The sequence below is a fragment of the Pararhodonellum marinum genome, assembly GCF_015354735.1.
In the GTDB taxonomy this organism is placed as follows: domain Bacteria; phylum Bacteroidota; class Bacteroidia; order Cytophagales; family Cyclobacteriaceae; genus Pararhodonellum; species Pararhodonellum marinum.
Map to the genome: position 1 here is coordinate 38832 of NZ_JACEFJ010000004.1, position 17936 is coordinate 56767.

The 17936-nt window shown below is 41.1% G+C and carries 19 protein-coding genes; 12 read left to right on the top strand and 7 right to left on the bottom strand.

The window, feature by feature from the left end:
• Positions 1-35: 35 nt before the first annotated feature.
• The gene (locus H1A14_RS09445; protein ID WP_194776012.1) at positions 36-395 is read right to left on the bottom strand and encodes a hypothetical protein; all 360 of its coding nucleotides are present in this window, start codon (positions 393-395) and stop codon (positions 36-38) included.
• 568 nt (positions 396-963) lie between these two features.
• Entirely contained in the window at positions 964-1599 is a 636-nt protein-coding gene (gene udk / locus H1A14_RS09450) for a uridine kinase (protein ID WP_194776013.1), read from the bottom strand.
• A gap of 186 nt (positions 1600-1785) precedes the next feature.
• Here udk and prmC point away from each other — a divergent pair, with 186 nt between their 5' ends.
• A complete protein-coding gene (gene prmC / locus H1A14_RS09455; protein ID WP_194776014.1) occupies positions 1786-2625 on the top strand; it encodes a peptide chain release factor N(5)-glutamine methyltransferase in 840 nt (279 codons plus the stop codon).
• Between the two features lie 33 nt (positions 2626-2658).
• Here prmC and H1A14_RS09460 read toward each other — a convergent pair whose 3' ends face one another.
• Genes H1A14_RS09460 through porW form a run of 3 tightly spaced genes read right to left on the bottom strand, consistent with a single transcriptional unit; the run spans position 2659 to position 7848 of the window.
• Complete coding sequence (locus H1A14_RS09460; protein WP_194776015.1) at positions 2659-2835, bottom strand: hypothetical protein; 177 nt, start codon at positions 2833-2835, stop codon at positions 2659-2661.
• Positions 2836-2885: 50 nt separating this feature from the next.
• Positions 2886-5201, bottom strand: a complete 2316-nt coding sequence (locus H1A14_RS09465; protein ID WP_194776016.1) for a penicillin-binding protein 1A — start codon at positions 5199-5201, stop codon at positions 2886-2888.
• 4 nt (positions 5202-5205) lie between these two features.
• Entirely contained in the window at positions 5206-7848 is a 2643-nt protein-coding gene (gene porW / locus H1A14_RS09470; protein ID WP_449406499.1) for a type IX secretion system periplasmic lipoprotein PorW/SprE, read from the bottom strand.
• Positions 7849-7953: 105 nt separating this feature from the next.
• Between porW and H1A14_RS09475 the strand changes: the two genes are divergently transcribed.
• From H1A14_RS09475 to atpG, 10 genes are all read left to right on the top strand, one after another.
• Positions 7954-8820: a M23 family metallopeptidase gene (locus tag H1A14_RS09475; protein ID WP_194776017.1), complete on the top strand. Its 867-nt coding sequence runs from the start codon at positions 7954-7956 to the stop codon at positions 8818-8820.
• A gap of 2 nt (positions 8821-8822) precedes the next feature.
• Positions 8823-9248, top strand: coding sequence for a bactofilin family protein (locus H1A14_RS09480; RefSeq protein ID WP_194776018.1), 426 nt, complete (start codon positions 8823-8825; stop codon positions 9246-9248).
• A 45-nt stretch (positions 9249-9293) separates the two neighbouring features.
• A complete protein-coding gene (locus tag H1A14_RS09485; RefSeq protein WP_394355329.1) occupies positions 9294-9473 on the top strand; it encodes an AtpZ/AtpI family protein in 180 nt (59 codons plus the stop codon).
• Between the two features lie 24 nt (positions 9474-9497).
• A complete protein-coding gene (locus tag H1A14_RS09490) occupies positions 9498-9884 on the top strand; it encodes a hypothetical protein (protein ID WP_228527708.1) in 387 nt (128 codons plus the stop codon).
• A gap of 19 nt (positions 9885-9903) precedes the next feature.
• On the top strand, positions 9904-10938 hold the full coding sequence (atpB, locus tag H1A14_RS09495; RefSeq protein WP_194776021.1) for a F0F1 ATP synthase subunit A: 1035 nt from the start codon (positions 9904-9906) through the stop codon (positions 10936-10938).
• 43 nt (positions 10939-10981) lie between these two features.
• The gene (atpE, locus tag H1A14_RS09500) at positions 10982-11236 is read left to right on the top strand and encodes an ATP synthase F0 subunit C (RefSeq protein WP_009186014.1); all 255 of its coding nucleotides are present in this window, start codon (positions 10982-10984) and stop codon (positions 11234-11236) included.
• Positions 11237-11322: 86 nt separating this feature from the next.
• Positions 11323-11817, top strand: coding sequence for a F0F1 ATP synthase subunit B (gene atpF, locus H1A14_RS09505; protein WP_194776022.1), 495 nt, complete (start codon positions 11323-11325; stop codon positions 11815-11817).
• A 1-nt stretch (position 11818) separates the two neighbouring features.
• Entirely contained in the window at positions 11819-12379 is a 561-nt protein-coding gene (atpH, locus tag H1A14_RS09510) for an ATP synthase F1 subunit delta (protein ID WP_194776023.1), read from the top strand.
• Between the two features lie 31 nt (positions 12380-12410).
• On the top strand, positions 12411-13985 hold the full coding sequence (gene atpA / locus H1A14_RS09515) for a F0F1 ATP synthase subunit alpha (RefSeq protein ID WP_194776024.1): 1575 nt from the start codon (positions 12411-12413) through the stop codon (positions 13983-13985).
• A 57-nt stretch (positions 13986-14042) separates the two neighbouring features.
• A complete protein-coding gene (atpG, locus tag H1A14_RS09520; RefSeq protein ID WP_194776025.1) occupies positions 14043-14918 on the top strand; it encodes an ATP synthase F1 subunit gamma in 876 nt (291 codons plus the stop codon).
• Positions 14919-14974: 56 nt separating this feature from the next.
• Here atpG and H1A14_RS09525 read toward each other — a convergent pair whose 3' ends face one another.
• Positions 14975-16051, bottom strand: coding sequence for a 6-bladed beta-propeller (locus H1A14_RS09525; RefSeq protein WP_194776026.1), 1077 nt, complete (start codon positions 16049-16051; stop codon positions 14975-14977).
• 298 nt (positions 16052-16349) lie between these two features.
• Entirely contained in the window at positions 16350-16991 is a 642-nt protein-coding gene (locus H1A14_RS09530; protein WP_194776027.1) for a DUF459 domain-containing protein, read from the bottom strand.
• Between the two features lie 291 nt (positions 16992-17282).
• Here H1A14_RS09530 and purN point away from each other — a divergent pair, with 291 nt between their 5' ends.
• Complete coding sequence (gene purN / locus H1A14_RS09535; protein WP_194776028.1) at positions 17283-17840, top strand: phosphoribosylglycinamide formyltransferase; 558 nt, start codon at positions 17283-17285, stop codon at positions 17838-17840.
• Positions 17841-17936: the final 96 nt, after the last annotated feature.

The window sequence follows — 17936 nt, forward strand, 5'->3', positions numbered from 1 at the left end:
CCAGCTTGGATTTTACTCTGTGGTGGTTTGTTGAATTATGGAGCGTTGGTAGATATTATCCGCTCAAAAAGTATCTGTATAAATTGGCTATTTTGTGGCCCAAAATCAATTTCAAAGAAATAATTTAACGTTTCGACAGGCTTGACCTCATAAATGAAATGAAGAACAGCAGTAGCCAAATTGGTTACAAAAGGAACAATGGCATCAGAAGCTGCATTCAAGAAAAACCCTGGTACCTCATTTTCTTCAGAACCAGATTGAGAATCTTCTACCGAAGGGGTAGTGTCAAGCGCGGGATGATACTCTAAACCGCTGACGAAAAAACACAACATCAGCACCAAAAAGAGGCTAAACCTCTTCTTATTCAGGCCATTATGTCTTTGATTGTTTTTCATCGACTGCAAATATAGGATTTTTCACGTTTTCTAGCACAATTATCAAGCATATATTTAATGCTTTTCACAATAGAGAAGTCTTTGTTAACGATATACCACTGTAGCCAAAACTGGTCTACCCATTTAAACACAAAGCTAAACTAAACATTTACAGAAAAGCGATGTTTGTCGGAACACTCAATGTTTAACTTTTACATTTCTTTTAGTAGATACAACCCCTGGGGAAAACATAGATACCAACAATGATGGGAAGCTTGACGTTGCTCTAAGAGAGATATACTATAATGACAACTTTCCTTGGAGAACTGATGGATTGAATCTTGATTTGGAAACTGTTGCACTTCATGAAATGGGTCACGGTCTAAGCCAAGAGCATTTTGGGACCGGGTTCTTTAAAAAAATGGAGGACTTCAAATTTCACCAAGAGCTGTGATGAATGCCAATTATACTGGGGTACAACGTCAACTTTTTGGAACGGACAACGGAGGACATTGTTCTTTGTGGGGAAATTGGCCTAATCGATAATTAAGCGATGAATCAATAAGCCTGTTCTCAAGGCAGAACAGACTTATTGTATTTTTGGCTTTGCGGAAGTCTTAGCCTTTAGATAGGTTTTGATTACTTCCAAAGCCTTTTCAAAACTCCGATTGTTGGGAATGATGATGTCAGCATCATGCTTAAAGGGCTCTATGTATTTTTCGTAGGTGGGCATGACATGCTTTTCATACCGGTAAAGCACATCATCTAGATCATAACCTCGCTCCACCTTGTCCCTCACGATCCTACGCTTCAACTTGATATAATCTTTGGCATCGATAAAAATCTTCAGGTCCAAAAGATCAGCCAATTCTGGATAGTACAGCACAAATATCCCCTCCACTACCACTACAGGGGCAGGACTGAAAGATAAAATTTTAGGGGTTTTATTGGGGTTGTTGAAGGTATATTCCTGACGGGTAATGGTTTTTCCTTTTTGAATTTGTCGAATATCTTCCGCATACTGTTCGAAATCTATGGAATGAGGTGTATCAAAATTATGAACTCCTTTGTCATCGATAGGTTGGAGATGCCTTGCTTTGTAATAATTGTCCTGCGAAATCAGACAAATTTGACTGGATTCAAAAGAGTTCAATAATTTTTCAAGAAAAAGGGTTTTTCCAGACGCACTACCACCGGTGATTCCTACAATGTATGGCTTGTTCATGGGGGTTAAAATTAAAAAAAAATATTTAAGAAAGGACTCAGTGTTCAAAGTCACCTAAAATTTCTACTGAAAGCAGATCAATTTTCAACAATGCTTGTTAACTAGAAGTTTTGTATTATCAATTGGGATTTTTTCAAGAAAAATTCCTACTTTGCCAAAGCCAACTGTTATGAATTAATATCTTTTATGAATGCCAGAAGCCTTTTTGAAGAATACAAAATCAAATTAAAAGATCTATATCCAGAAGGAGAAGCGGATGCCTTGGTTCTTTGGCTCTTTTCTGAACTTTTGGGAGTCGATAAAAAGGATTTTGCCCAGAACCCCGTCCTCCCCGAAAATACCATGGAATTCGAAGCGGCCTTCAAGCGGCTGCTTGAGGGAGAACCAATTCAATATATATTGGGTAAAGCTTATTTTTACGGTCACCTTTTCAAAGTAGACCCTTCAGTACTGATTCCGAGAGGGGAAACTGAGGAGTTGGTGGACATGATCATCAAAGAAAATCGCGAAAGCAATTTGAAGATATTGGAAATTGGAACTGGGTCAGGATGTATTCCGATTACATTGGCCAAAGAAATGGACAAAGCGCAGGTATTTTCCATGGATGTTAGTCTGGAGGCGCTCCAGATAGCCTCTCAAAATGCCTTTTTTCACCAGTTGCCGGTTATATTTTACCTTAGAGATGTATTGAGGGATTCTCTTCCTGGAACTGATTTGGATATCATCGTTAGCAACCCCCCGTATGTGAGGGAAATGGAAAAAGAGGCCATGCACAGGAACGTAATCAACCATGAACCAGAATTGGCACTGTTCGTTCCAGATGATGATCCCCTTAAGTTTTACAGGGAAATAGGAAAAAAAGCCAATAAAGCCCTAAAACCAAACGGAAAGCTGTATTTTGAAATCAACGAGGCGCTAGGTGCACAGTTGACTGAAGTCTTACGCCTATTGGGTTATCAAAACATTGAGCTTTTAAAAGACATGCATGGAAAAGACAGGTTTTGCAAAGCCCAAAGAGGGACTTAAAAAAACCTGTCTTTTCAATTTAAGAATGAGAAATTAACTTCCGCAGCCAAAGCAATCAAAATGGCTGTCAATGGGCTTGGTCCCTTCCAGTTGCATCTGTAAATTATGGATCTTGTCTCTGATCTCCATATCGGTGAACATATTTCCGGTAAGGGTGCTTTTCAATTGATTTATTTCTGCCTCTAGGTTGTTTTTTTGCTCTGTGTTCATATTAGGGTTTTTAGCTGTTTGAAAATATACAACCCATTGGAAAATCCCAATTAAAAATCATTTTTTCTGGTATCATAATCATAATCCTGAAAAGGACTCTCATCCATTTTATACCTTTCACAATCCAGATCTATGCTAAGTGGCCGCTCCGGTTTCGGGAATGGACCTTTGGTAATGCCCAAACTTGCATCGGCGTAGACTTTGGTCATGTATTTGATCCAAATGGGTCTTGCAGTTCGGGAACCTTGGCCACTTCCCCAGTTTCTGAAGTGAATGGCTCGATCATCACCACCTACCCATGCGCCACTTACCAAATCCTTGCTCACCCCGATGTACCAGCCATCGGAAGCATTCTGAGTGGTACCGGTTTTTCCTCCCAATTCGTTGCCTTCATCCCTAAGCGACCAGGGTACTCCTTGGCTGGTTCCTGACTGTTCTTCAAATCCACCTTTTAGCATATGCAACATGATATAAGCATGTTCTTCACTCATGGCAGGCTTTTTCCTTGGGGTGAATTGATGCAGCAGATTGCCATTGCTGTCTTCAATCCTATCGATATAAAAAGGAGTGATGTGTTCTCCTTGGTTGGCAAAGGTCCCAAAAGCACCTACCATCTCATAAATAGATACATCGCTTGTTCCCAAAGCCAAGGCCGGCACCTCATCCAATTCGCTGGTAATTCCTAACCTGTGAGCTGTCTCCACTACCAGTTTTGGGCTCAGCTTCTTCATCATGTAAGCGGTCACAGAGTTGATGGATTGAGCCATTGCTTTTCTGATGGTCATTCTTTCGTAGGAAAATTTATTATCAGAATTTCTGGGGCTCCAGGTAGGCTGACCGGGTATATTGACTTCAACAGGCTGGTCTATGACCGTGTAGCATGGACCATATCCGTTCTCCACAGCTGCTGCATACACAAATGCCTTAAAAGTAGAGCCGGGTTGTCTTCTTCCTTGTTTGACATGGTCATATTTGAAATGCTTTTGATTGATGCCTCCTACCCAGGCTTTCACATGGCCTGTTTTCGGATCAACAGACACAAATCCTGTCTGAAGATGTTTTTTATAATGGTAAAGGGAATCCATTGTGCTCATCAATGTATCTATTTCCCCTTTATCCCATGAAAATACCCTCATGGGTTTCTTTTCATTCAATTTGATCTGTAAAGAGTCAGAATCGGCCCCATATCTCGTTCTGTATACACGGTATGCTTCTGTTCTTTTCACAGCAGTTTCTAGGAAATTCTGAATAGGTCTTCCCTGACTGTCTATCCAAGGCACCCTGTTTCCAGTTTCCTGGTCAAACCTTTTTTGTAATTCGCGCATGGATTCATCCACGGCTTCTTCTGCATATTTTTGAAGGCGGCTATCTATGGTGGTGTAGATCTTCAGCCCATCAGCAAACAAATCATAAGGTGTCCCATCTGGTTTGAGACTTTCTTTGGTCCATTGAAGTAAATCCGCTTTGATGATTTCTCGGAAATATTGAGCAAGACCTTTGTTGTGGCTCTCAACCAAATAATCCAAAGCCAAGGGTTCGGCCATGATGGAATCATATTCAACATCATTCAAGTACCCGTACTTTCTCATTTGACCCAAAACAGTGTTTCTTCTCCTCAGGGAATTTTCCGGATTGAATACCGGGCTGTAATAACTCGGTGCTTTGAACAAGCCTACCAAAGTAGCAGATTCCTGGACGTTAAGATCCATGGGTTCTTTGTTAAAAAAAGTCTTGGCGGCTGTTTTTATCCCGTAAGCATTGCTTCCATATTCCGAAGTATTCAGGTAAAGGGTAATTATTTCATCTTTGGTATAGGAGCGCTCCAATTGGGTAGCTACAATCCATTCTTTGGTTTTGATGATCAGCATCCTCAATCCGGGAACATTGCTTAGCAATCCCTGAGAAGCTGATGTTCTTGTTTTGAATAGGTTTTTGGCAGTTTGCTGACTTAAAGTACTTCCTCCTCCAGAACTGCTTTGGCCCAGTAGGATTGACTTGAACAATACCCGAAGTAATCCTTGGGGATCTATGCCAGAATGTTTTTCAAAACGGATGTCTTCCGTAGCAATCAAAGCATTGACGAGATTTTTTGAAAGTTCATTGTAAGTGACCGGAGTCCTGTTTTCCCGGTAGTATTTTCCCAGCTGTACACCATCTGCGGAATACAGTTCAGAAGCAAGTTCACTTCTAGGGTTCTCCAGGGCTTTGAAATCCGGCAGATTTCCATACAAGCCCAAAAAGTTGACACTCACAGACCAGATGAATATAATCAGGGCCAGAATGAGGGAAATGAAGGTGTACCAAGCATACTTGATGAGGTTGGATCCCGAAGAGGTGTTTTTTTTCGGCGAAGTTTTCTTTGGCATAAGCTTATTTATAGGATCTGGAATAAAAAACCAAATATTCGGCCAGATTCTTTCTTTTATTGAGTTGTTGGAAATTTTCTATGGAAATTACAAAAGTATTCTTTTTAAATTCAGCACCGACGCCTTGAGGGTTAAAATTTGCTAAGAAGGTTTTTTGATAGCTAAGTGCTCTTTCTGCATTGGAGAATGGGCTCACAATAATGATGGTTTGTTCTCTGGTAAATGACAGATTTCCTGTCCTTAACCTGGCATTGGGAAAACTTTGGCTGTGAAAATTCTCAAGATCTCCGGTTAGGTTTTTGGCAGCAGAAGCCTCCTGAGGTTCTATTACCAAAACAAAGATATGCGTGAGGTTAAGGTTTAATTTGTAAATCCCTTCTTCCGATGGCTGGTCTTCTGAAGTGGCATTAACCGCTGCCTCAATGTCAGCTTCATTTGGCATTGGCAACTCTGCCACTAAGTCAAAGGTTTCCCTCTCCGGTTCTCCAAGAATTACAGCCAACATTTTTTTGGCCATGTTGTTTAGGTCCTTGTCTTTGGTAGTTTGGATATAAGCCTCCAGTTTTTCCTGATAGATTTCCTGAGGTTCAATTTTTCCAGCCACCATGATGTCCAACAGCAACAGCCTGTCAGTATGTTGGGTTAGGGGATAATTCTCCAGTACACCCCTAATGATTTGTCGGGATGTTTCATAGGATTTATTGACATAATTTTCATAGGCCTCCCTGTAGGCAGAAGCGGCTACTCTGTTCGATTGAGTACTTGGAGCAAGGTCTGGATTGTTGATCGATGCAGTAAAAGGAGACCCAGGATATTCCGAATTCAATAAGAGGCTGTATTTTTGAAAATCACTGCCCAAATCTTTATGAGCCAAGTAAAGGGTATAATACGTCTCGGGTTTTTTTAGACTTGTTGGAAAATTTGAGATGAATTTTTCTAAGTAATCTATGGTGAGTTGGGGTTCATTTAGGTCAAAGAACAGCAACTTTCCCAATTCGAAATAAGATTCCTCCAATTCTTGGTTAAGAATATCCATATCAGCTGGAGTTCTGGGAATATTGGCCAACAGGTCATTCTTGTCTGGCAAGGCCAAGGGGGTTTCTTCAATGTCATCCACCACTTCAGTTGCTGAATCGGGTCTGTTTTGAGGGACTTCTTCGGTGACGGCAAGGTTCATGGAAGAACCTCTCCGCCAGTTGTCTTGTAAGCGTCGGCTTCCCCAAATCCTTGAAAACTCGATGGCTCCCTGCTGAATGGCCAGGCTATTGTCAAAATAAAATGAAGACCCCCCGCCCGAGCTTCCACCGAAAGCCAAAAGGTTACTAAAGATGTTGGTGGGTTGAGGTGTTGCTTTTTCTTCCGCTTCTCGCATCAACCTTTCTTCTTCTGCTAATATAAATGCATCTGCGACAAGTTCCTGCTCCTCTGGGCTCAGTTTTGAAAGAGCAATCAAGCTGTCGTTCTTGGAGATTCGATCATAATGAAGCACATAGTTGTCCAGAACAGTTTTTCTTTCATTCAAAGCCAAATATAAATTGTCACCTTGCTTTACATGGGTCAGGGCACTATCCAGATAAAATTTCGAAGCCCTATAATTCTTCTTATCCGTGTAGGCAATTTCAGCCAATTTCTGATAGATATAAGCCTTTTGCTTTGGGTTGCCCCCTTCCTCTCTGGCTGCCAAAGTGAGGAATCTTATTCCTTCTTCCAGTTCTCCCTGATTAATTTCAAACATGGCCCTTTCAAACAGGACCACATCTCTCAAAGCCCTGTTCTTACTGTTGTTGTAGAGGTCTTCGTAATATTTCCTGACTTTTCTGAAGTCTTTGCTTTTATTGAGTTCGGCAACCTGCTGAGAGTAAAGTTGCGCGAAAAAAGTCCGCTCGTAGGGTGGATTACCTTTTAATGCTTCCTGATAAAAATTGAAGGAAATGGCATCTAAACCTTCCCTTTGATACAGTTGCCCCAAAATAAAATTGATTCTGGATTTTTCTTTGACATCATTGGTCAATTCTATGGCCCTGTTCAAGGAGGTAATCAACCCATTTTTGTCTTGCCTTTGTTCGTAATAATAGGCCAGGGTCTTATACAATTTTTGCCTGTTCTCATCAGAGATTTTGGTTTCCTTGGAAAGAAAATCCACGACATAAGTGGCATCTTCATATTTTTTGAGGTCTGTGAAAGCTCGGAAAAGCTGAATAAGTGCGGCGTGGCGAATATCATCCTTCTTGCTGTTGACATTCAAGTATTTAAAGGTATTGATGGCTTCATCAAATTCCGCATTGTAATAGTCCACCAACCCAATAAGGAAATAGCTGTCATCTTTCCATTTGCTGATTCGATGCCAATCAATTGCCTTGGAAGCCATTTCCCTTGCCTCTTCCAACACAGCTTCCTGTTGTTCAATCACTGCACTGTCGATGGGGTAAAATACCGGAAGGATTTGAGTATAGTCCTCTTTGTGGGCCAAAGCGATACTTCTTTCCACTTCTGCAATTTTTTGGCTGGCCAGAAAATAGGCATTGTACTTGGCCGTTACATTATGGAACATCCTGTTGGTAAAGGTATTTTTTTCAGAGGAACAACTGGAAAATACCCATATACCCATTACTAAGAAAAACAAGATTTGCTTTTTATTCAGCACCATTCAACATTAATAAAGTCCTAAATTAGTTCTTTTGACTTAAATATTTAAACGCTTCAATTTTATATTCTATTTTTGCAAGGCCAACATTAATAACCCAACTCTCACTTGAATTTAGGAAAGATAAAAAGCTGGATTGAGACCAAATTCCTTTTTGTAGTCAGAAAGGAGGAGGATTTTTCTGTCATTACCTCTTTCAGCATTTCCAAAAAAAGAATCGGTCTTTTGCTCATTCTATTTTTCATGGTGTCTTTTGTCATATCACTATTCTTGGCTCGAACGCTCTTGAACAAGTGGTTTGACCCTGCTTTCCAAGAAACTGAAAATACGGCCAAAATTTATGCTTTATCGGAAACGGTGGATTCACTGCTTACGGAAGTAAAAGCAAAAGACCATTACCTCAACAACATCAAACGGATCATTGCTGGGGAAAATCCGGGTGAGGAAGAGGTGTCAAGCCCCGAAAGTGTAGAGCCTTTGGCTGGGAACAGAGAAATTGACCTCTATAAATCCGGAGAAGCAACCAAAAGTATTATCGCCGAATTTGAAACGGTAAATATAGAGGAATTGAATTTGGGAAGGGTGAGTAGAACTTCATTTATTGACACTTATTTTTTTCCACCGGTTAAAGGTGTCGTCACCAGCCCATTTTCGCCTACCTCAAATCATCTTGGCATTGATGTTGTAGCTACTGACAACGAGCCAGTTAAGGCCATAGCTGACGGTACCGTGGTCTTGGCCAGCTGGACTTTGGAAACCGGTTATGTGATCAGTATCCAGCATTCTAATGAATTAATTTCCATTTATAAACATAATTCTGTATTATTGAAATCAATAGGTGATGTGGTCAGCGGAGGAGAAATTATTTCTATTATCGGCAATACCGGCGAACAATCTACTGGGCAGCACCTGCATTTGGAATTGTGGTACAAAGGAAACCCGCTTAATCCCCAAGAATTTATAACCTTTAACTAGTTATGTTCAATAACACGAAAACAGAAGAGAAAAAGTCAGTTGCCCAGATGGTTAATTCAAGCAACCTGATCGCGAAGGAGACAAAAATCGTAGGCGATATTATCACACAGGGTAATATCAGAATTGAAGGAGTACTTGAGGGTACTCTTGATTCCAAAAACAAAATTGTTATCGGGGAATCTGCCAAAGTAATCGGCAGCATTTCAGCTACTGAGGCCGAAATAGCCGGACATGTCAAGGGTGTCATCAATTGTTCAGACATTCTTTTTCTTAAAAAAACAGCCCAAATTGAAGGAGATATCTTCACCAAAAAATTGGTGGTAGAAAACGGAGCTGTATTTATAGGACAATGCAATATGACCGGTAATAAGCCAACCCACGAGAGCAACGGGGTAAAACCAAAAGCCAGAGAAAAAGAGCTGGTCTAACTTAACATGCCAAGCTACATCAAATATTTTGGTTTGGCATTTCAGATGTGTGCAGTCATCGGTATTGGTACCTGGATAGGATTTAAAATACAGACCAAAAGCCAAATGGGATTTCCTGTCTGGCTTTTGCTATTTTGTTTTCTTTCCATTTTTTTGGCGTTTTACCAGTTATACCGATCCATAAAAAATGACGAAAAGCAAGAAAACAGGAACAAAAAGTCATAATTTTGCGCCTTCTAAATGAAAGGCATGAAAATTAGAAATTCCACCCATTTCAAACTCTTTTTGTTCACATCCTTGATTGCTCTAATTGGCTGGTTGATGCAATCAGTTTTAAAGCCGGAATGGGTTCACACCAAGTTTTGGGAAATAATTTTGTTTTATGGTTTGCTCACCCTTTTTTCTGGGCTATTGATTCAATATTTAATCAAAATAAGCAAAGAAAATTTTGCGAGTATCCTGCTCTTGGGCACAATAATAAGATTTTTGGCCAGTATAGTTTTTATTGGCGTCCTTCTCTACCTTGGGGTGGAAAATTTAATTTTGTTTGTGGTTAATTTCTTCGTTGTTTATTTGTTGTATTTATTGTTTGATATCTACGCCTTAATAACTAATTTGCGCCCGCATTCAAAGTAAGTTCCTAAAATTCCGTTTGATGACGCGTCATTTATTGCACTTAAGTGTTTTATTTTCAGTGGTTTTGCTGATGTGCTCAGCCCCCGCTTTCGCTGCCGCAGGTAGTGGAGAAGAAGAGGATAAAACTGGTTTTATCATGCATCACGTCAAGGATTCCCACGAATGGCATTTTGCCACTTTCGGGCATACCCATGTGACGCTTCCTTTACCGGTGATCATATATTCCAAAGACAGGGGATTAGAGGTTTACTCTTCCAAAAACTTTCAAAATCCAGACACCCATGCTTTTGGCAAAGAATATGGACACAATGGGTACTATATTGATGAGCATGACCACCTGAAAGCTGAGGATAAATCGAGGAGCTTTGTGGAGCTATCCATTACCAAAAATGTGGCCATGCTTTTTTTGGTCATATTGGTGGTACTTTACCTCATGTTGTCCACGGCAAAATATTATAAGAACAATCCAAACTCACCACCTAAAGGGATTGCCTCATTTGTAGAGCCCATTGTGATCTTTGTCAGGGATGAAATAGCCTTGCCCAATATCGGTCCCAAATACAGGAAATTTACCCCCTATTTGTTGACCATATTTGCCTTTATATGGATAGGTAACTTGATGGGATTGATGCCGGGTGCTGCAAACTTGACTGGAAATATCGCTGTAACTGCTACCCTTGCGATCTTCACCTTGGTGGTAACCAACCTCAGTGGAAATAGGGAATACTGGAAGCACATCTTTGCAACACCCGGAGTACCAAAGGCAATACTTCCCATCTTGGTGCCCGTGGAAATTCTTGGGGCTTTCATCACCAAACCTTTCGCCTTAATGGTCCGATTGTTTGTGGCCATTACCGCAGGTCACATTGTGATCCTGAGCTTCATTGGGTTGATTTTCGTATTCGAATCGTATGCAGTGGGGCTAGCCAGTACGGTCATGGTGACTTTCATTCTCCTGATTGAACTTCTTGTGGCCACTATTCAGGCTTATGTGTTTACGCTGTTTTCTGCTATGTACATTGGGCAGGCAGTCGCAGAACATGAGCATCATTAATTCAGTGCATTTTCTTTGTTCAATTTATAAATAATAAACACGTATGTTAACTTCAATCTTGTTATCTGCCGGTTTTGCACTTATGGGTGCTGGTATCGGTGCCGGAATTGTCGCGATAGGCGCAGGTCTGGGTATTGGTAGAATCGGTGGTCAAGCCATGGAGGGCATCGCCCGTCAACCTGAAGCAGCTGGGAAAATCCAGACTGCCATGTTGATCATTGCTGCCCTTATCGAGGTGGTATCCCTGTTTGCAGTGGTAGTGTGTCTACTGATTGCTTTGGGTGATTACACTTTCTAAGAAAAATCCGGGGATCAGCGCTAGGCTGATTCCCTAATTTCTTTCAATTGAACAAAACAGAAATAGACCTTAAAAAATAATACGTTATGGATCTTATCTTACCGAGTTCGGGACTGGTGATATGGCAAATCATAGGATTTTCCATTCTTTTGATTTTACTGGCAAAATTTGCCTGGAAACCTATTTTGTCTGCCTTGGATGAAAGAGAGCTTACCATAGAAGGTGCGCTTAAGTCTGCTGAGGTAGCGCGAAATGAAATGGCAAATCTGAAGGCAGAAAATGAAAAACTGCTTCAGGAGGCTCGGATCGAAAGAGATGTTATCTTACAAAAGGCACATGAGGTTTCAGCACAAATGATCGAGGATGCCAAACAATCAGCCATTCAGGAAGGTGCAAAAATGATCGAAAATGCCAAAGCTGTAATTGAGACTGAAAAACATGCCGCATTAGAGGATTTAAAGGTACAGGTAGGTACGCTTTCACTGAATGTGGCAGAAAAATTACTCAAGAAAAACTTTGCTGACGATGCCACCCAAAAAGCACATGTCGAAGAGTTGGTCAACGACCTTAAGTTAAATTGATATGTCGGATATTAAGGTAGCTACCCGATATGCCAAATCTTTATTGGACTTGGCCATAGAAAAGGGGAAACTTGAAGCCATAAAGGAAGATATGCAGAAATTGCATACGATCGCCGATCAAAACAGAGATTTTGTATTGATCTTAAGGAACCCTATAGTCAACACAGACAAAAAAAACAATGTGTTGAAATCCCTTTTCGGAAAAAGTGCAGATCCTATCACCATGAGGTTTTTTGATCTGGTAACCAGTAAAAACAGAGCGGATGTTTTGGTGCAGACTGCCAATGAGTTCCAAAGGCAATACAACCAATACAAAGGTATTCAGGTGGCTGAACTGACTACGACTTTTCCATTGAGCGATAAGTTGAAAAAGGAGATCGTGGATATCGTCAAGGAAATTTCTGGCTTGGATACCGTGGAATTGGTCGAGAAAATAGACAAAGATCTCATTGGGGGATTTATACTAAAGGTGAACGACAAAAGACTCGATGAATCCCTGAGTGGCAAATTAAGAGACCTCCGGTTGAAGTTTGCCCAAAAATATTACGAAAAACTGTACTAAATCATAGCATCACATTTAATACCAATAGATAATGGCAGAAGTAAGACCTGATGAAGTTTCGGCAATATTGAGAGAACAACTTTCCAATGTCAAAACAGAGGCTGAACTTGAAGAAGTGGGCACCGTACTCCAAGTGGGTGATGGGGTTGCCCGTATATATGGACTTTCAAAAGCTCAGGCAGGTGAATTGCTTGAGTTTGACAATGGCCTAAAAGCCATGGTGTTGAACCTGGAAGAAGACAATGTTGGAGCCGTATTGTTTGGAGACTCCAAATTGGTCAAAGAAGGGGACAATGTCAAAAGAACCAAAAAAATCGCTTCTATTCAGGTGGGCGATGGGATGTTGGGCAGGGTAGTCAACACCTTAGGTCAGCCTATCGACGGTAAAGGTCCCATACAGGGAGATCTTTACGAAATGCCACTTGAAAGAAAGGCTCCCGGGGTTATTTACCGTCAACCGGTAAGTGAACCACTTCAGACAGGGATCAAGTCCATCGATGCCATGATTCCAATTGGAAGAGGGCAGAGGGAATTGATCATCGGTGACCGTCAGACTGGTAAGACTGCCGTGGCCATTGATACCATCCTGAACCAAAAAGAATATTATGAAAAAGGGGAACCTGTTTTCTGTATTTATGTTGCCATTGGACAAAAAGCCTCAACGGTTGCCGGTGTGGTTGCTGCTTTGGAAAAAGGTGGTGCATCCCCGTATTCTGTAGTAGTACTGGCCGGAGCATCAGATCCTGCTCCTATGCAGTTCTTTGCACCATTTACAGGGGCTTCGATTGGTGAATTCTTCAGAGATACCGGTCGTCCAGCTTTGGTGATCTATGATGACCTTTCCAAGCAGGCCGTAGCCTACCGAGAGGTTTCTTTGCTTTTGAGAAGACCTCCGGGACGTGAAGCTTATCCTGGAGATGTGTTTTACCTTCACTCCAGACTATTGGAAAGAGCTGCCAAAATCAATAAATCCGATACCATTGCTCAACAAATGAATGACCTGCCAGACAGCATCAAACATTTGGTGAAGGGGGGAGGCTCATTGACCGCATTGCCGATCATTGAAACCCAGGCAGGTGACGTGTCCGCGTATATTCCTACCAACGTGATTTCTATCACCGATGGTCAGATTTTCTTGGAAACTAATCTGTTTAACTCCGGTATACGACCGGCTATCAACGTGGGTATTTCCGTATCTAGGGTAGGTGGTAATGCCCAGATCAAATCCATGAAAAAAATTGCAGGTACACTAAAATTAGATCAGGCCCAGTTCCGTGAATTGGAAGCCTTCTCCAAATTTGGCTCAGACTTGGATGCCACAACCAAAAGAACCATAGAAAGAGGCAGAAGAAACCAAGAAATCCTAAAGCAAAACCAATATTCTCCTGTTCGGGTAGAATTGCAGGTGGCCATCATTTATGCCTCTACAAAAGGTTTGATGGACAAAGTTCCTGTCGACAGAGCAAGGGAATTTGAATCCGCTTATTACAATTTGCTGCAGGCTTCTTATACTGAGGCATTAACTGCGATCAAAAAAGGAGATTTGGATACAGCCGGACCACTTTTGGAAGCCGCTGCGAAAGAATTGACCCCAAAATTTGCATAAAATAATTATTGCGGGCAGTGGCTGTAGCCATTGCCCGAATATCCTATATCCATCATTATGGCTAATTTAAAGGAAGTCAAAGAAAGAATAACCTCGGTAGTATCAACCCAGCAAATCACCAAAGCCATGAAAATGGTTTCTGCTGCGAAATTGAGGCGGGCACAGGACAAAATTGTCCAAATGCGCCCCTATTCCCAAAAGTTGACTGCCATCCTAAACAATGTGTCTGCTGCCAGTGAAGGAGACGATGACGTGGTATACGCCCAAAAAAGAGAAGTCAAGAATGTTTTAATTGTTCCTGTCACCTCTGACAAAGGACTTTGTGGTGCCTTCAATTCCAATATCATCAAAGCCACAGTGGCACTCATCCACAATCAGCTTGCCGGTAAGCACATCACCATTCTCCCTTTGGGTAAAAAAGCCTACGAAGCCTTTAAAAAAACGGATCTCCCGGCTGTAAATCAGTATTATCAAATCTTCGCAGACCTTACTTTTGACAATGTCCGCGAGGCGGCACTTCATGCCATGAATGGGTTTACCAGCGGTTCCTACGATCAGGTGTTTTTGGTATTCAATGAATTCAAAAATGTGGCTACCCAGTTTGTGGTTGCCGAGCAGTTTCTGCCCATGCAGCGGCTTGAGGCAGAGGGTGCTGAAAAAGTCAATGAGGTGGAATACCTTATGGAACCCTCCAGGGAATATATCATTGAGGAATTGGTTCCTAATGCTTTGAAAATTCAATTCTACAAAGCAGTATTGGAAAGCAATGCATCTGAACATGGCGCCAGGATGACTGCGATGGACAAAGCCACAGAAAATGCCGGCGAATTGCTCAAAGAACTAAGGCTACTCTACAACAGAAGCCGTCAGGCAGCCATCACCAACGAAATCCTCGAGATCGTAGCAGGTGCCAATGCGCTGGAAGGCAAGTAAGTGAAAAATTTATAAACCAAAATTCAATAAAGAAAGCTGCCCTTAGGTGGCTTTCTTTATTGTAAATCAAAAAGGATCAGAACCTTGTCTTCAGGGTCGAAGATTCCAAATGATTCCAGTTTGGCTTGAGCCTCAGGAAGATTCTTGAACCGCCAAGGCTTAGGTCTCAAAGGCTCCACAATAGCCATGAACTGTCCATCATTGGTTACCCCAATCAACCGGTCTACTTTTCCATATTCAAAAGTTTCTCTAAACAAATCCGAACCTGATGTGACCATCTTTTTTTCTTTATCATAGAAATACAATTCAAAACCTGTTCTTTTTATAGTGCCAAAACTGATGAATTTTTCATTTTGAAACAGATTGAATGGATTACTTTCAAACTTTTCATCTTGCTGAAAATATGGCAATAGGTCCCCGTATTTTTCAACCATTTTTTCAAGATCAAGGCCATCTCTCTGAAAATCGAGGAAGTAAGCTGCCGAAAACAGTTCCTCCTGAATGTTGTATTGATAAATTGTATCCCTAAAACCGACTACAAAATTCAGAATTTTTTCATTTTCGGGTGAAATAAGATTGATTCTGTTGAAGGTACCATCATCTATGGTGCCTGCATATTCCAGGTAGGTTTGTATGGTTTTTTCCTGTTGTAGAAGGGCCACGTTGTGAAATCCATTCATGTCAGATAAATTGATGACAAACTCCTTGTTTTCCAGAAAATGCAAGTCTGAATAATAATAACCGTGATTATACCTTTCATCCCTTAAAAAATTTCCACTTAGATCAAAAAAGATTTTTTGCTGCCCATCCATGGGGATGGTGACCAGCTCTTTGGTCGATTCCTGATAATAAATGTTGGCAATGTTTTTATATTCTCCTGGTCCTTCACCGATCCGCTTGATCGTATGAATAGGCTGACCTTCTAGGGTGTAGATATGAAAACCATTACCAAGCATCCTGTCTAAAAATATATACAGGCTATCGACTTGTATCGCTTTTTCCACCATTCGGATCCTGTTATCTCCTTTATCATTGAGATAAACCACCTCTATATTTTTCAAAAGCGGTCTTAGCTCATTGGATTTTTCATAGACCTTTATTGGGATTGGCCCCGTGTAATTTTCAATTGCCACGGGTTTCAATTGACATGAAAAAAGGAAAAGCCAAATTAGAACAAATTGAAGGACTCTCATTTAAAGAATTAAGATATATTCGGGTAGGAATCCTACCTGAATTTTAAATTAGCCAAAATTTGTTAAAGTCCACGAATCAGGTCCAGGGGCATCACAAGTCACCTCCATAAGTATACTCCCTGCTGAAGTTTTTCTAAAACAACCTTTTACAGTTACAATTGGGCCACTCGTTTCAACTGTATCTTTACTCTTTAAACTTATTCAAAATGGCCAATAGTCTTTAAATTACTTAAGGTAATTAATATCTTCTAATTCCCTCAGCCACCTCCCTAGCCATAATCCCCAAGCCCTCCTTGTTGGGATGTACCCCATCGGGAAGTAGGTCAGGCTTGTTTTCCAGGGGCGCATATAAATCGATGATTTCAGCCTCGCTTTCTTTTGCGACTTCCATTAAGATGGGTCGCATTTCCTTTACCACGATGCTTTCGGTAATGCCCCAATTATCTTCAAATACCGGGACTGGTATGCAGATATATACTTTGCCATTCTTAGGCATATGCTGTTTGTATTCCGCTATCAAATCCAGGTAATCCTGTTTGAATTCTTCTGCATACTGCCAGTTTTGTGGCTTTGAGTCATTGGTACCCAGCTTGATGACCAATACATCCGGGTTAAAAGCCTTTACTTCTTTAAATTGAGTTTCCTCCCAGTAAGGGAAATCACCCTTCCTCAGTAAAGTCCTACCACTTACCCCGAAATTTGTAACCTGATACCCCTCGCCCAAGATTTGCTGCAGTTGTAAGGGATAGCTATCCGGATGTTCCCTACCCGGACCTTCGGTGATGCTGTCCCCCACGCAGGCCACTTTGATGGGTTTTTTCTCACAGCCTAAAAGAAAGGCCAGAAATACAATAGCAATCAGAAACAAATAATTTTTCATCAGGGGTTGGGTTAAAGTATAGGATGGAGTCAAATTTTGAGAATTGATTATACATTTCTTTTAAAAACAGAATTTAAGGGGTCAATCAAAGAGGATTGACTCCTTAAATTAAAACAATATTTTGAAAATGGAAACAAATGACCAAATAGGCCCTTTCGCATGTCAAAGAAACACTCCCAATCTCAAACCTCTTGGGCATTTTTCTGAAGCCCCTAAAATAAAATTCCTGAATTAACAGGATTCCCTTTATTCATATTTTTATCTTTGATGCCTCATTAAAAGCCGTCAGTTGTGAAAAAAATCGCCATCCTTGCTTCCGGTAGTGGTACCAATGCGGAAGAGATCATCAAATATTTCCAGAATTCACCCAAAGGAAAGGTCGTTTTGGTAGGTTCCAATAAACCTGACGCCTATGTTCTCCAAAGGGCAAAGAATTTTAAGATACCTTCTTTGACTTTTTCAAAAGCCCAGCTTGAAGAGGGTGCGGTCATGCATAAATTAAAGGAAGCTAGTGTTGACTTTCTTGTATTAGCGGGATTTTTACTCAAGGTTCCAGACCACCTGATTCAGGCTTTCCCTGACCGCATTGTCAACATCCATCCTGCCTTGTTGCCCAAACATGGAGGAAAGGGCATGTACGGTGCAAAGGTACATGCGGCGGTAAAAGTTGCAGGAGATAAGGAAACAGGCATAACCATTCATTTGGTCAATGAGCAGTATGATGAAGGAAAGATAATTTTTCAGGCTGCGGTGAAGGTCGATGATCAGGACAACCCGGATCAAATTGCCCAAAAAGTGCATGCTTTAGAGCACAAATACTTCCCAAATGTAATCGAAAGCCTGCTATAATCCTTTGGTTTTTGTACCTTTGCGACTTGGTAAAATTTACAATCTTCCCCATTGGGTTTTTGCTTTCTTTTTTCTATTTAGGAAAAACTAACCCAA